Below are 14463 nucleotides of genomic sequence, written 5' to 3'. Positions count from 1 at the left end.
CCAGCTACCTATGCGTAGCTGAGTGTTGAAACAACGTCAGGCGGAGAAAACGGAAGTGGCTGCCGAGCCAGCTACCTATGCGTAGCTGAGTGTTGAAACATAAATCCGAAGAAAACACCGAATTTTATCAATTCCAGCTACCTATGCGTAGCTGAGTGTTGAAACATCTCTTGTAGGATTGCCACTAGACATATCGAAAGCCAGCTACCTATGCGTAGCTGAGTGTTGAAACTGCCCCATCGATGTGTTTGCTATATTCACTGATAGCTAGCTACCTATGCGTAGCTGAGTGTTGAAACCTCTCACTTAAATCATCGATCAAAGAGGAATATACCAGCTACCTATGCGTAGCTGAGTGTTGAAACAAGAACAACAAATTGCAGCAGAAGCAATGGGATTGCCAGCTACCTATGCGTAGCTGAGTGTTGAAACTTTGGGATTATCGGCTTTGATTTGCTCAACGAAACCAGCTACCTATGCGTAGCTGAGTGTTGAAACCCATTTGACAAGATAACCGCCATTCCGATGAGTTACCAGCTACCTATGCGTAGCTGAGTGTTGAAACAGCGTCGGGCGTCAGGGATTAATGCACTTGCCGGCCAGCTACCTATGCGTAGCTGAGTGTTGAAACTAAGTGCAGTCGTTAGTTGTTAAGGGCAAATAACAACCCAAGCAGAGAAAGAAACGGATTGCGCCAAATAAACGCGAGTATGCCGATAAGTGCGTAGCTAAGTAAGCTGTAAAACATCACTTGTACGAAGGTTGCAGCACCGAATAACCAAAATAGTAAGCCGATTTCAAACGGCAATAGCAAAACGGCGTAAACAATGACGGTAATTATATCGTTTGTTCTATTTACCATTATAGGCACCTCCTATGTCAGATAATTTAACTTTATCGCTTAAAATTAAAGCAGATTTAGATAACGCCGTCAAGAATATCAAGAACCAGCTACCTACACGTAGCTGAGTGTTGAAACAAAGGTGAAGAACCGTTCTTGTTCGAGACAGCCGACCAGCTACCTACGCATAGCTGAGTATTGTAACACGGTCAATATCAGTAAGTAATTTTCCTTAGCCGCCAGTTACTTATCGTGATTGTAGGAAATCGTTTTCTAAAATTAAATGTCGAGCAATGGGGAACTATGCTTTCGCCTTTCTTTAAGGAGATCCATTTTTCAAAAGGTGGGTAGATAATTAACTTAAAAATTGATATCTGCAGTCAATGGTAATCAAATTTTTTGGTCTAGAACCCCGTTCTTGTTGATGAGCAAATCATCAACTCAAACTCTTTTTAGTCAAAGATCTTTTCTATATCTATTCCGCCGTAAGGATGAAGTTCGTGGAGTTTTATGTGAGTTAATTGAGTATTTTGAATAATCAAGGGGTTTATGACTTCTGTGAAGTAGTTAGCTCCGCTATAAACACTGATGAAATCTTCTGCCTTGATTGTTGAAATTTCAATGCCGCTTTCAATAAAGGATTTAAGCAAGGTAACTATCTGTTTTGTCGTTTGCTGATATTGCTGTTTATTGAAAATAATACGTAATGTGCCATTTTCTAATTTACTATATTCTGGGCTGAGTGTATAAGGATAGTCTGTAATAGGAATATCCCAATATATTTCTGTCTCGGTCAGTTTTTGGGAAATAGGCGCATAAATACCCGCATCGTCAGGAAAACCGCATTCGCAAGTAATGGGGTAGTATGAGCTATTTTTATCCATTTTTTCATATAAAGCTAGAAAATCAAATACAGTGCATTCGTTTCCACCTTGATTGTAACCATTAAAATCCGGTGTGACAATCACACTGATTTCTATCGGATTAGTGTTGATAGTGGTATAGCGAATTTTATAATTAAGTTTTGTTCGTAGTTCATAAATCATAGGTGATTTTTCAATGTTAAAATTACTTCTTGGGCGATTAAAAAAGTGTAAACTGACTTAGTTGAGATACAAAAGGGAAGGTCAACTTAACACATTGGATATGGCGGTAGTGGTTTTGTTGTTATTATGCGATTTATTTTATAGCTTTAAAGGCTTTACGCAGCGCATTAACACTCGGAACTCGGAATGGTTTGCATTGTTTTGACATATTTCTTATCTATCCACTGTTGAATGCCGAATTTTTCTAATCCGTTAGCGAATAAGCCAAGTAAGGCTGTAAAATAACGATAGTAGCAATCGTCGGATAAATAAATACACCAATAAATAAGGCAACAGCAATCATAATACCACCGTTCAAGAGATACACATTATCAATGAATTTAAGTATACACACCTTTTTAATTGAATTAGTGAGGACTATAAGCTATGTCATATAATCTTGCAATCTCTTTGGTAACTGATAATTTTTTGATGGGTTTGGTTCACCAGTAAATTGCTTTGAAAGTTTAACGGCGAATGTGAGGAAATAGTTGATTTTACTATCCAAATGTTGGCGTTGTAAAAGATTTTGCGTTTGTAGTAAAATCTTGATTTTCAGCCGTCTTTACTGTGATAAAAACATTGGAGTGATAGGGGCGTTTTAATAAATACCAGTTAGGTACACCCCTTTCTCAAAAAAGTTAGACTAAACATCCAATTTTTGAGAACTGATCAAAATTATTTTACTTTTTTCGTCGTAGCTATGTAAATGAATTTTGATCAGTTGCTTATTAGACTATATGTTGATGTTTCATAGTACGTTTTTGAATATTATCGACAATATTTACTTATTGCCCATAATAAGCATTTTTGCCGTGTTTTCGCAGATAGTGCTTATTTAATAAAATTTGTTGCATTGGTTGCAAATCAGGTTGAAGTTGGCGAGTGAAAAGATTCATATAAGCGATTTCTTCTAATACAACCGCATTGTGAACAGCATTTTCAGCATTTGTTCCCCAAGCGAACGGTCCGTGAGAATTAACTAAAACAGCGGGAATATCATTGGGCGAAATTTTCCGTGTTAAGAAAGTTTCTACAATGACTTTTCCGGTTTCTCGTTCATATTCGCCATCAATTTCATTTTCGCTCATTCTTCTTGTACAAGGAATCGTACCATAAAAATAATCGGCGTGTGTGGTACCGGCGGCGATAATATCTTGACCTGCTTGTGCCCAAATCGTCGCGTGTCGAGAATGTGTATGGACGATACCGCCTATAGTTGGAAATTGTCGATAGAGTTCTAAGTGTGTTGGTGTGTCTGATGAGGGCTTTTTATCGCCCTCAACTATATTTCCACTGCATAAGTCAACAACCACCATATCACCAACGGTCATCTTGTCATACTCAACACCAGAAGGTTTGATTACCACAAGATTGCTTTCTCGATCGATTGCACTGACGTTGCCCCAAGTAAACGTAACAAGATGATGTGCTGGAAGCGCTAAGTTTGCTTCTAACACTTGCTGCTTAAGTGTGTCTAACATTGTGTAACCTCTTTATCGATAGGCGGATTCATTCCAACGGAGTTCATTTTTCAATGTTGCCAGTTCAGTATTTTTATTGATGTGAATAAATTCAATATCAAAAAATTCTGCAAAAATGCGTAGCATTTCTGCATCAATATCTAAGCTGAATACACTATGATGTGCCCCGCCTGCAGTTACCCACGCTTGTGTTCCGATATCAAAATTCGGTTGTAGTTTCCAAAAAGCGTGACCTACCGGTAAGTTAGGCATTGCTTGAGGTTTTTCTATCGCTTCCAAATCGGCGACAATCATTCGGAAACGATTTCCCATATCCACAATCGTTGTATTTATAGCCGGTCCGGATTTAGCGGTAAAAATTAGACGAGTTGGATCTTCTTTTCCGCCGATACCTAAGGGCTTAATGTCCAGAATTGGTTTTTCTTGTGCGATTGATGGACAAACTTCTAGCATATGTGCGCCTAAAACGACTTCGTTATTTTCGTCTAGGTTATAGGTATAATCTTCCATAAAAGAAGTCCCTTTCGGTAAACCGAAACTCATTACTTTAAGGGCGCGAACCAACGCTGCTGTTTTCCAGTCTCCTTCAGCCCCGAAGCCATAACCTTGTTGCATTAAACGTTGAACTGGTAATCCCGGAAGTTGTTTTAAGCCGTTTAAATTCTCAAAAGTATCGGTAAATGCATTGAATCCACCTTTTTGTAAAAAGGCTTTTAGTCCCAATTCAATACGTGCGCTGTCAAAAAGTGCGGTGCGTTTTTCTCCATTTTCTTTTAATGCATCAGAAAGTTGGTATTCGCGTTCGTATTCTTGTATGAGAGAGGCAATATCTTCTTCTGAAACTTGATTTATGGCATTAACTAATTGATAGACACCATAGCCGTTTACGCTGTAGCCGAACTTGATTTGAGCTTCTACTTTGTCTCCTTCGGTCACGGCAACTTCGCGCATATTATCACCGAAGCGCGCAATTTTAAGATGTTTTTGGTCATAGATCGCTGCAGTTACACGCATCCAACGATCGAGTTTTTGTTGAACGGATTGGCTTTGCCAATGACCTACGACGATAGTTCTTGGTTTGCGTAAGCGAGCAGCGATAAAACCAAATTCGCGATCACCGTGAGCAGTTTGATGCAAATTCATATAATCCATATCAATATCATTCCATGGAATGAATTGATTGAATTGTGTATGAAATTGTAGAAGAGGTTTATTTAATTGAGATAAGCCAGCAATCCACATTTTCGCCGGTGAGAAAGTATGCATCCAAGCAATTAATCCAACGCATTTATCTTCGTTATTTGCAGCTTGGCAGATAGACAAAATCTCGCTTGAACTTGTAGCAAGCGGCTTTAATTTAATTTGAATAAATGGATTTTGTTGATTCAAATAATTGGTAATTTGCTCGGCATTTTGTTCAACTTGTTTTAATGCGTCTTGCCCATAGAGATGTTGGCTACCGACGACAAACCAAACCTCAAGTGTTTTAATGAATTCCATAAGTGTTCTCCCATACTGTTCTAAATTTAGGTGTTGGAATAAATTCTTGCCGCTTCTTTTGCAACAGAGATATTTTGCTTGTAACCTTGTATAAAACGTTCGTAACCTTGAACTGTGCTTGGTTCTGGTTGATTAATTGAAATGTCGGTATGCTTAAAAATGATTTCATCCAAATATTGTGTTAAGGAAATATCGTCACTCATTTCAAGATACCCAGCTAATAATGCAATTCCCCAAGCGCCTCCCTCACTAGCAGTGCTCATTACGGCGATAGGAACATTTAGTGCTGCGGCTAAAATACCGGAAGCCACATTAGGTGTTTTGAAAATGCCACCGTGTGCAACAATTTTAGAAATTGTGATTTTTTCTTGTTGAATAAGAATATCCATACCTAATTTCATCGCCCCAAAAGCGGAATAAAGGTGGGTTCGCATAAAGTTTGCCAGACTAAAATGACTGTCGGTGGGATGTAAAAATACTGGGCAGCCATTGGGTAAATCGACACTGTGTTCACCTGAATAGAAACCATAAGAAAGCAATCCACCACAATCTTTCTCACCTTCTAGTGCTTTATTGAATAAGGTTTCATAGATCTTATCGGCAGGAAGTGTTACGCCGAAACAATGTAATGATTCCGATAATAGTTTTATCCAAACATTAATATCTGTTGTGCAGTTATTGGCGTGAGCCATTGCGACTAATTTACCAGTCGGTGTTGTCACTATATCTAATTGTTCATAAACGCGAGATAAACTTTTTTCCAATACAATCATTGCAAAAGCAGACGTGCCGGCTGAAATATTTCCGGTTGTTTCTTTAATACTATTTGTTGCGATCATTCCCGTTCCTGCATCGCCTTCCGGTGGGCAGAACTTTATGCCGGATTGTAAATAACCGCTTGGGTCTAATAATTTTGCTCCTTCAGCAGTGAGTTTCCCTGCAATTTTTCCGGCAGGTAGCACTTTAGGTAGAATTTGATTGAGCGTCCAAGGAAAGTGATTTTCCTCAATAAGTTGGTTAAAATTAGCGATCATTGCTGCATCGTAATTTTGCGTTTGTGTATCAATCGGAAACATTCCCGATGCTTCACAGATGCCGAGTACTTTTTCTCCGGTTAATTTCCAATGAACATAACCGGCTAAAGTAGTGAAGTAATCTATTTGTGAAATATGATCTTCCTGATTCAGAATGGCTTGGTATAAATGGGCAATGCTCCAACGCTGAGGAATGTTGTAATTGAAAAGTGCGGTCAATTTTTTCGCTGCATCGGAAGTAATATTATTACGCCAAGTACGAAAAGGAGTTAGTAAATTTCCGTGACTGTCAAACGGCATATAACCGTGCATCATTCCACTAATCCCGATTGAGCTGACTTGGGTAATATGGGTTTCGTAGATTTCCAGCACATTTTGGGTCAATGCCTGATAAGCTTGCTGCAACCCCAACCAAATTTGGTTTAGATCATAGGTCCATATTCCGTTAACGAATTGATTTTCCCAGTTAAAATTGCCACTGGCTAGAATATTTCCTTGGTGATCGATTAAGACTGCTTTAATTCGAGTTGAACCGAATTCAATGCCGATACAGGTTTTTCCACTTGTAATAATTTGTTTGATAGATTGCATATTTCTCCCCCTTTCAAATTAAAGGTATTGCTATGCTTTTGAATTGAAATTGGAGCCATATTAATTCGGATTGACTGAAAGTGTTAGAGTGGAATATGCTATTTATATGGATAAAACAGCTATGAAATCTAATTTGAGAATGAGATCTTATTTATTGTACATAATAAGAATATTGTCATTGATAATAAGAAAATTTTTTCTTTAAAATCAAAAGGATTCTATCTTGAATTGCGATAATTTGAAGGGTTTAGTCCGGTATAACGTTTAAAAAGGCGAGAAAAATAGAGTTGATCATCATAACCTAATTGGCGTGCAATATGGTAAATTGGCGCGCCGGAAGTATGTAATAAATGTTGCGCTTTTATCATTCGTTGTTCTTCTCGCCATTTTATGATGCTACTGCCAACTTGCAAGGAAAATAAGTGCGCTAATCGAGAGGGTGACATATGAATATGATCTGCAATTTCTGAGATTTTATGATTTTTATCCAGATTATCCGTAATAAAATGGCAAGCGGATAAGATACGAGGATCCAGTAATCGCTGTTTGTTGGACGGATCAAGCTTAAAACACTTTATTAACAGTTGTTCTAATAAACACATCGACATTTCTTCTGAAAATAAATCGCCCGAATTATATTCTCTTTCTATTTGTTGAAATAGATTGAGAAAATCCTGATAAATTTCTTGAGAAGGAATTTTCAATCGCCCGACGTGATTGAGAGTGTCTGTCCAAGCTAACCAATCGGACCATAATGCTCGTGGGCGAAAATAAATCCATTGGTGGAACCAAGTTTCCGCCTCAATAGAACGATGATAATAATGCACCGCACTTGGCGGGAAAAGCAATAGATCGCCGACAGAACAATCGAATGCATTCTTTCCGCTGAATACGGTGCCTTTTCCTTTGATGGTGAGATTAATAATGTATCCTTTCATTCCATTAGGGCGATTAATTGTGAAATCTAATTCTTTCCCTTTTTCTATCGGTGTACAACCGGCAACTAAATAGGCGCCGAAGTTATAGCCGGGTAATAATGGATTGGATTGTTTATTCATCTCTTTTTTTGCCATAGATTTTGGAATTATGCGTTGATAAATTTTTGTTTATATTTATCAAAAATCACGGCAATTAGCAAAATTAATCCTCTTACAACGTATTGAGCAAATGGTGAAATATTTAATAAATTCATTGCATTTTCAATGGTACCTAAAATTAGCACACCAGCGATAATGAAAGAAATTTTTGCAACACCACCGTTTAATGACACTCCGCCTAATACACAGGCTGAAATGGCAACTAATTCAAACCCGATAGAGGTCATCGGTTGTCCGCTAGTCATTCGTGCCGCAAGAATTACGCCGGCTAATGCAGAAACAAGACCTGATACAACAAAAATGATAAGTTTGGTTCGATCAACGTTGATACCCGCTAAACGAGAGGCTTCTTCATTACCACCGATCGCTAGGGTGTTGCGACCATAAGTAGTTCGACTAAGTAAGAAGCCAAAAATACCAATACAAATGATAGTAAACAAAATTGGCAAAGGGATCCCAAAAACAGTTTGATAACCTAAATCAAAAAATTCTTCTGTTGTGATACCAACCGCTTTCCCGTCTGAAATGATATAGCCTAGACCACGGGCAATTTGCATACTTGCAAGGGTAGTAATAAGTGAGTTAATTTTGAGCTTGGCAATAACAAATCCGTTTAGTAGTCCGATTAATGCACCTAAAGATAATCCAGCAGATACGCCGAGAAAAATGCTCTGTGTGGCATTGAGAACAACGGCGGTAACAACACCCGCGCAAGCAATCACGGAGGCGACGGATAAGTCAATTTCACCGGCAGCGAGGCAAAATAACATTCCGCAAGCGACCATTCCACTCATTGAGATCGATAATCCGAGACCTTTCATATTGATGACGGTTGCGAAGTTAGGAATGAAAATACAAGAACCGATAAAAATAACAAAAAAGATCAACAACATTCCATAAGAATTCCAAATTTGACTGAGTATGCTGACGTTATTTTTTTGTGTTGAATTAGTATTGCTCATATTCTATTCTCCCATTTAAGCCGTTTTGTTTTCGACCATTGCAAGTTTTAAAATTTTTTCTTCGGTTGCATTTTCACGTTCGACAATGCCTGTTATTTTCTGTGCTCGCATAACCATTATGCGATCAGATAGCCCGATAACTTCAGGTAAATCACTGGAAATTACAATGATTGCGAGTTTTTCATCGGCTAATTTGAAGATCAGATCGTATATTTCGGATTTTGCACCGACATCAATACCGCGAGTCGGTTCATCTAATAAAAGCACTTTAATGTCTTCTGATAACCAACGTCCTAAAATAGCTTTTTGTTGATTCCCACCGGATAAATTGACAATTAATTGTTCTATAGAAGGCGTTTTAACATTCATCTGTTTGCGTTGTTTCTCGGCATTTTCTCGCTCCCATTTCTCATTGATAATAAACTTGAAGAAATTATGAGCACGTCTAGCGCTAATATTAATATTCTCCCCAACGGTGGCGGTTGGAATAATGCCTTCTTTTTTACGATCTTCCGGACAAAGCACAATACCTTGTTCAATAGCGTCTTTAGGTTTTGTAATTTTTATTGGGTGCCCATCCAGTTCAATTTTACCTTTTGTGATTGGATCTGCGCCGAAAATAACTTTGAACAGTTCCGAACGTCCTGCACCGACGAGCCCGAATAATCCAAGAATTTCGCCAGCCTTAACATCTAAATTAAATTCACCTTTTAGTTTTGTGCCAGAAAGTGCGGTGATTTTTAGACGATTTTCACCAATTTCTCGCGGACGGTAATTATAGATATCACCTAAGTTGCGACCGACCATACTGCGTACAAGAATATCGTTATTAATTTTGCTAAGATCTGAGAAGGTTTCGACAAATTGACCGTCTTTTAATACGGTTATTTCATCACTGATCCGAAAAATTTCTTCCATACGATGTGACACATAAAGAATCACTTTGCCTTCTGCTTTTAATTCATTAATCACTTGAAATAATTTTTCTATTTCAGGTGCTGATAAGCTGCTTGTCGGCTCGTCAAAAGCAATAATTTTTGCGCCGCGACTTAATGCCTTAGCAATTTCGATCATTTGCCATTGCCCGATAGAAAGCTCTTTTAGTGGGGTATCAGGCGAGATATCCAACTCTAGTTTTTTAAGATATTGCGTTGTTCTCTCGGTGAGTTCTTTTCTATCAACGATCCCAAAGGAACTTGGTAATTGACCTAAGCATAGATTTTCAGCAACGGTCATTTCTGGCACAATATTTAATTCTTGATAAATGATAGCAATACCCGCCAGTAATGCTTCTTTGGTATTCTTAAATGTGAGCGTTCTACCGCCGATATGCAATTTGCCCTCGGTCGGTAAGTAGTTTCCGCTTAGAATTTTTAATAATGTTGACTTGCCCGCACCATTTTCACCCATTAATGCGTGTACTTTCCCTTCGTAACATTTAAATGATACATTTTGTAATGCTTTGACGCCGGGGAAAGATTTGCTGATATTATCAAATTCTAAATAGGGAATTTGCATATTGAACTCCTCTTTTCAGACTATATTCGGAAAGGCTGTTGGTATTTAATCGCTAAATACCAACAGAGATAGGAAATAAAAAGTTATAAGCCTTTTTTCGCAAGTTCTTCTTTAAAATTATCGCGTTTCAAGAATACAACGTCTTGTACGGCAATGTATTTTTCCGGTTCAACGCCGTCTTTAACCCACTTATAAAGCATTTCAGTACTACGATAACCGTGAACGTCTGGACTTGGTAACAATGAACCAAGGAAGCCGGTTGGATTTGGTTTAGAAAGTTCGTTGACTGCATCAACGCCGTTAATACCGATACCGACAACATTTTCAGGTTTAAAGCCTTGACCTTCAGTTGCGCGTACACCACCTAAAACTGTATTGTCATTCATTCCGACGATAAGCCAATTTTTTACTTCAGGATGTTGAACCAACATAGAATTTGCTGCATCCAAAGCGCCCGGAATATCGTTACTTTTAGTTGGTGATTTATAAATTTGTTTTTCTGGGAATCCTGCTTTAATTAATGCGGAAATAGAACCTTCGGTACGACGACGAGCTGTGTCTAGTTCATCTGCAGTAATTGCCAAAACAGCGGTATCTTTAACATCCCAATGACGATTTTGCATTTCTTTATATAATTCTTGGCCTTGACGTTCACCAATTTCAGTCGCAGCCATCATAATTAATGGCACATTCGTCATCGGTTCACCAGCAGCATTGAGGAATTGATCGTCAACCGCAATAACTTTGAGATCATAAGAACGCGCTTTCGCCATAATTGCAGGGCCTAATCTTGGGTCAGGTGTACAGATCACAAAGCCTTTTGCACCACTTGCCGCAAGGTTGTCGATGGCATTTAGTGTTTTTTCACCATCCGGCACGGCAATTTTAATGATTTGAACATTACCAATATCTTTTGCTGCTTTATCAGCAAATGCCCATTCCGTTTGGAACCAAGGTTCTTCAGGCTGTTTGACTAGATAGCCTAATTTCATTGTATCGGATGAGCTAGAATATACAGGATTAGCTGCTAATCCTGTGACCATAAAAATAGACGCCGCAATGATAGATTTGAGAAATGTTCTTTTAGTTAATTTCATACCTACGCCCTCATTAGATGTAAAAGTTTAATAAAATCAATAGACTATGTTTGCTAATGACACACTACATTTCAACAGCGAGGACATATTAAAGGGTTTAATAGTAAAAATATTAGATCTGGATCACATTATAAATTTACAGCAGAATAGTCTATATATTTAGCTTATAAGTCCTATTTAATTATTTTTGAAATGACGTTTTTTAAAAAAGCATTAAGTAATAAAAGAAATTTTGCTTATCTAGTTATTCTTTCCCTTTCATCACCCAATACCGAAACGGGACCTGTTCCGTTTCGCTTTTTATTAACGTATGATCCATAAATTGACAGAATGCAGGGATGTCGCGGCTGGTGGCGGGATCGTCGGCGAGGAGGAGTAATATTTCGCCGTTTTGCATTTTGCGGATGTGTTTTCGTACCAGCATTACCGGTTCCGGACAGCGTAGTCCGAGGGTGTCAAGCGTGCTGTGGATGGTGATTTCGTTCATTGTATATTGGTGGATTGATTCGTTTTGTGCGTATAATACCGCTCAATCGGATCGTGGTCAAAAAGAAAAAAGAATGGAATATTTTATCCCGAAAAGTGCGGTGATTTTTGAAGAAGAAATTAAGAAAAGCCGTTTTATTACTTATGTGCATCATACGGAAGGCTTGGCGCAGGCGAAATCCTTTTGGCAGGAAATTAAGGCGTTGCATCCGAATGCACGTCATCACTGTTGGGCGGCGGTGGCGGCGCAACCGAACAATTCGCAAGAATTCGGTTTTTCCGATGACGGTGAACCTGCCGGTACGGCGGGAAAACCGATGCTAAATGCATTACTCGGTAGCGGAATCGGTGAAATTAGTGCAGTGGTGGTGCGTTATTATGGTGGTATTTTATTAGGCACGGGCGGATTGGTGCGTGCTTATGGAAACGGTGTTCAGCAGGCGTTGAATCAGTTGGAAGTCGTCTTAAAAGTGGAGCGCGGGCGTTATCTGTTGGACTGCGATTATGCGCAAGCAAATTGGATTGCACAGTTGTGCGAGAAATATAATGTGGTGATTAATGCGCAGGACTTTCAAGCGAATGTGCGGTTTGAGTTCGGTGTAAGTGATGATAAACTAGCGTCATTCAGACGGGAATTAACGGATCGATCCGCCGGACGGTTGATTTTGAAGGCTATCGAGTAAGAGAGAAATTGTGCATATATTATCTATTGTTCGCATTGTCGGCATTTTAGTAATGTGTTTTTCGGTGACGATGTTAGCGCCTGCGTTTGTTGCGTTGATGTATGGTGACGGCGGCGGTAAGGCGTTTATGCAGTCTTTTGCGATCAGTTTGGTTGTCGGAACGATTTTATGGTGGTCTTGCCATCTTCATAAGGAAGAATTACGTTCTCGCGAGGGTTTTTTAATTGTTGTTGCCTTTTGGGTGGTGTTGGGCAGTTTGGCAACATTGCCGTTTATGCTGTTCGAACATCCGCAATTAAGCTTAAGTGCGGCGTTTTTTGAGGCATTTTCCGGATTAACGACAACTGGTGCGACGGCGATTGTCGGGTTGGACGAATTGCCTAAAGCCATTTTATTTTATCGCCAATTATTGCAATGGTTGGGCGGTATGGGAATCATCGTTTTGGCGATAGCTATTATTCCGTTATTGGGGATTGGCGGAATGCAGCTGTATCGTGCGGAAATGTCTGGACCGATGAAAGATCAAAAAATGCGTCCGAGAATTGCGGAAACAGCAAAAGCCCTGTGGTTTATTTATTCTTTTTTGACCGCACTTTGCGCCTTGGCGTATTGGTTGGCGGGAATGACGCCGTTTGACGCCATTACACATAGTTTTTCAACAGTGTCGATCGGCGGTTTTTCTACTCACGATGCCAGTATGGGCTATTTCGATAGTTCGACGATTAATCTGATTACGGTTTTTTTCTTATTAATTTCCGCTTGTAACTTTGCGTTGCATTTTCGTGCGTTTTCGGAAATGGGCAAAGGCAATGTGGTGAAAATTTATTTACGCGATCCGGAATTTCGTTTTTTTATCCGTATTCAAATCGGGCTGGTTTTAGTCTGTTCGGCGGTGTTGATTGGAGAAGATTACTTTTCCGATAACCTCAAAAATATCGAACAAGTGATTTTTCAGGCTGTCTCCATTTCGACGACGACCGGTTACACTACATCGGATTTTTCACATTGGCCGGCGTTTGTGCCGATGTTATTAATTATGGCGTCATTTGTCGGCGGTTGCGCAGGTTCCGTCGGCGGAGGATTACGGGTTGCACGCGTATTGGTGCTTTATTTGCAAGGACGACGAGAATTGAAACGCTTTATTCATCCGAATTTGGTGTATCCGATAAAATGGGGAAATAAAATTTTGGATGAGCGGGTTATCGGGAGCATTTGGGCGTTTTTTTCCGCCTATTTATTGGTGTTTGCGATTTGCTTGCTCGGTGTGATCGCTTGTGGTGTGGCGCCTTTTGATGCGTTCAATGCCGTATTGGCGTGCTTGAATAATTTAGGGCCGGGATTAGGCGGTGTGAGCAGCAATGTCGTTGCGATTCCGGATAGTGCGAAGTGGATTTTGACCATTGCGATGGTGTGCGGGCGGTTAGAAATCTTTACCTTACTTGTATTGTTTAGTCCGGCATTCTGGAAAGCATAAGATGAAAATATTGATTTTATATTCGACCCGAGACGGTCAAACGAAGAAAATTGCGAACTTTATTGCAAGAGAATTTGTGGAAGATGCGGCGGTTCAATCTCTCTATGAAGTTTCTGAATCGACGCTTTGCGAGGCGGAGAAAATCCTTATCGGTGCGTCGATTCGTTATGGGCATTTTGATCGCCGACTTTATGATTTTATCGAAAAACATACCGCACTTTTAAATGCAAAACCTTGTGCGTTTTTCGGCGTGAATTTAACCGCGAGAAAATCGGGGAAAGATACGCCGGAAACGAACGTATATGTCAGAAAATTTTTACAGCGCATCAGTTGGAAACCGTATTTATGCGCGGTGTTTGCCGGTGCGTTATTTTATCCACGCTATTCGTTTTTTGATCGAACAATGATTCGGTTCATTATGAAAACCACCGGTGGTGAGACGGATCCGAGCAAAGAAATCGAATATACGAACTGGGAAAACGTAAAAAAATTTGCCGAGCAATTAAAGCGATGATTCATTAGCCATAAATTGCGCTGTTTTTAGTCGGATTAAAGCGATTTGATTAAGAAAAAAGCGATCGAGAGCATTTGATATAAAAAGATCTTGCAAG

At 39.4% G+C, this 14463-nt stretch carries 13 protein-coding genes and 1 CRISPR repeat array; of the genes, 3 read left to right on the top strand and 10 right to left on the bottom strand.

Annotated features, from left to right (window positions below; genetic code table 11):
• A CRISPR array of direct repeats spans positions 1 to 631; the repeat unit is 32 nt; unit sequence CCAGCTACCTATGCGTAGCTGAGTGTTGAAAC.
• 12 nt (positions 632 to 643) lie between these two features.
• The 10 genes from CVP04_RS09840 to tusA all read right to left on the bottom strand — a co-directional run bounded on the left by CVP04_RS09840 (position 644) and on the right by tusA (position 11696).
• Positions 644 to 862 carry a hypothetical protein gene (locus CVP04_RS09840; RefSeq protein WP_100297345.1) on the bottom strand — a complete coding sequence of 73 codons (219 nt, stop codon included), beginning with the start codon at positions 860 to 862 and terminating at the stop codon, positions 644 to 646.
• Between the two features lie 431 nt (positions 863 to 1293).
• Positions 1294 to 1887, bottom strand: coding sequence for a hypothetical protein (locus CVP04_RS09835; RefSeq protein ID WP_100297344.1), 594 nt, complete (start codon positions 1885 to 1887; stop codon positions 1294 to 1296).
• Positions 1888 to 2714: 827 nt separating this feature from the next.
• The gene (gene araD / locus CVP04_RS09830; protein WP_100297343.1) at positions 2715 to 3410 is read right to left on the bottom strand and encodes an L-ribulose-5-phosphate 4-epimerase; all 696 of its coding nucleotides are present in this window, start codon (positions 3408 to 3410) and stop codon (positions 2715 to 2717) included.
• Between the two features lie 12 nt (positions 3411 to 3422).
• Positions 3423 to 4910 carry an L-arabinose isomerase gene (araA, locus tag CVP04_RS09825; RefSeq protein ID WP_100297342.1) on the bottom strand — a complete coding sequence of 496 codons (1488 nt, stop codon included), beginning with the start codon at positions 4908 to 4910 and terminating at the stop codon, positions 3423 to 3425.
• Positions 4911 to 4936: 26 nt separating this feature from the next.
• A complete protein-coding gene (locus CVP04_RS09820) occupies positions 4937 to 6535 on the bottom strand; it encodes a xylulokinase (RefSeq protein WP_100297341.1) in 1599 nt (532 codons plus the stop codon).
• Between the two features lie 218 nt (positions 6536 to 6753).
• Positions 6754 to 7593 (bottom strand): arabinose operon transcriptional regulator AraC, encoded by an 840-nt coding sequence (gene araC, locus CVP04_RS09815; protein ID WP_243385288.1) that lies wholly within the window; start codon positions 7591 to 7593, stop codon positions 6754 to 6756.
• Positions 7594 to 7619: 26 nt separating this feature from the next.
• Positions 7620 to 8594 carry an L-arabinose ABC transporter permease AraH gene (araH, locus tag CVP04_RS09810; protein WP_100297339.1) on the bottom strand — a complete coding sequence of 325 codons (975 nt, stop codon included), beginning with the start codon at positions 8592 to 8594 and terminating at the stop codon, positions 7620 to 7622.
• 15 nt (positions 8595 to 8609) lie between these two features.
• Positions 8610 to 10112, bottom strand: coding sequence for an L-arabinose ABC transporter ATP-binding protein AraG (gene araG / locus CVP04_RS09805; RefSeq protein ID WP_100297338.1), 1503 nt, complete (start codon positions 10110 to 10112; stop codon positions 8610 to 8612).
• A gap of 83 nt (positions 10113 to 10195) precedes the next feature.
• The gene (locus CVP04_RS09800; protein WP_100297337.1) at positions 10196 to 11209 is read right to left on the bottom strand and encodes an arabinose ABC transporter substrate-binding protein; all 1014 of its coding nucleotides are present in this window, start codon (positions 11207 to 11209) and stop codon (positions 10196 to 10198) included.
• A 244-nt stretch (positions 11210 to 11453) separates the two neighbouring features.
• The gene (tusA, locus tag CVP04_RS09795; RefSeq protein ID WP_100297336.1) at positions 11454 to 11696 is read right to left on the bottom strand and encodes a sulfurtransferase TusA; all 243 of its coding nucleotides are present in this window, start codon (positions 11694 to 11696) and stop codon (positions 11454 to 11456) included.
• 73 nt (positions 11697 to 11769) lie between these two features.
• Here tusA and CVP04_RS09790 point away from each other — a divergent pair, with 73 nt between their 5' ends.
• Genes CVP04_RS09790 through hemG form a run of 3 tightly spaced genes read left to right on the top strand, consistent with a single transcriptional unit; the run spans position 11770 to position 14366 of the window.
• The gene (locus CVP04_RS09790) at positions 11770 to 12378 is read left to right on the top strand and encodes a YigZ family protein (RefSeq protein ID WP_100297335.1); all 609 of its coding nucleotides are present in this window, start codon (positions 11770 to 11772) and stop codon (positions 12376 to 12378) included.
• Between the two features lie 10 nt (positions 12379 to 12388).
• Positions 12389 to 13852, top strand: coding sequence for a TrkH family potassium uptake protein (locus CVP04_RS09785; protein ID WP_100297334.1), 1464 nt, complete (start codon positions 12389 to 12391; stop codon positions 13850 to 13852).
• 1 nt (position 13853) lies between these two features.
• On the top strand, positions 13854 to 14366 hold the full coding sequence (gene hemG / locus CVP04_RS09780; protein ID WP_100297333.1) for a menaquinone-dependent protoporphyrinogen IX dehydrogenase: 513 nt from the start codon (positions 13854 to 13856) through the stop codon (positions 14364 to 14366).
• Positions 14367 to 14463 lie beyond the last annotated feature (97 nt).

This window comes from Caviibacterium pharyngocola (assembly GCF_002795405.1).
GTDB classification, from domain to species: domain Bacteria; phylum Pseudomonadota; class Gammaproteobacteria; order Enterobacterales; family Pasteurellaceae; genus Caviibacterium; species Caviibacterium pharyngocola.
The sequence above is the reverse complement of the archived record's forward strand: the minus strand, read 5'-3'. Positions and strand labels throughout refer to the sequence as shown.

Bases quoted from the DNA above. Each gene is read 5' to 3' on its own strand.
- CVP04_RS09840 (WP_100297345.1), bottom strand. From the start codon at position 862: ATGGTAAATAGAACAAACGATATAATTACCGTCATTGTTTACGCCGTT.
- CVP04_RS09835 (WP_100297344.1), bottom strand. From the start codon at position 1,887: ATGATTTATGAACTACGAACAAAACTTAATTATAAAATTCGCTATACC.
- araD (WP_100297343.1), bottom strand. From the start codon at position 3,410: ATGTTAGACACACTTAAGCAGCAAGTGTTAGAAGCAAACTTAGCGCTT.
- araA (WP_100297342.1), bottom strand. From the start codon at position 4,910: ATGGAATTCATTAAAACACTTGAGGTTTGGTTTGTCGTCGGTAGCCAA.
- CVP04_RS09820 (WP_100297341.1), bottom strand. From the start codon at position 6,535: ATGCAATCTATCAAACAAATTATTACAAGTGGAAAAACCTGTATCGGC.
- araC (WP_243385288.1), bottom strand. From the start codon at position 7,593: ATGAATAAACAATCCAATCCATTATTACCCGGCTATAACTTCGGCGCC.
- araH (WP_100297339.1), bottom strand. From the start codon at position 8,594: ATGAGCAATACTAATTCAACACAAAAAAATAACGTCAGCATACTCAGT.
- araG (WP_100297338.1), bottom strand. From the start codon at position 10,112: ATGCAAATTCCCTATTTAGAATTTGATAATATCAGCAAATCTTTCCCC.
- CVP04_RS09800 (WP_100297337.1), bottom strand. From the start codon at position 11,209: ATGAAATTAACTAAAAGAACATTTCTCAAATCTATCATTGCGGCGTCT.
- tusA (WP_100297336.1), bottom strand. From the start codon at position 11,696: ATGAACGAAATCACCATCCACAGCACGCTTGACACCCTCGGACTACGC.
- CVP04_RS09790 (WP_100297335.1), top strand. From the start codon at position 11,770: ATGGAATATTTTATCCCGAAAAGTGCGGTGATTTTTGAAGAAGAAATT.
- hemG (WP_100297333.1), top strand. From the start codon at position 13,854: ATGAAAATATTGATTTTATATTCGACCCGAGACGGTCAAACGAAGAAA.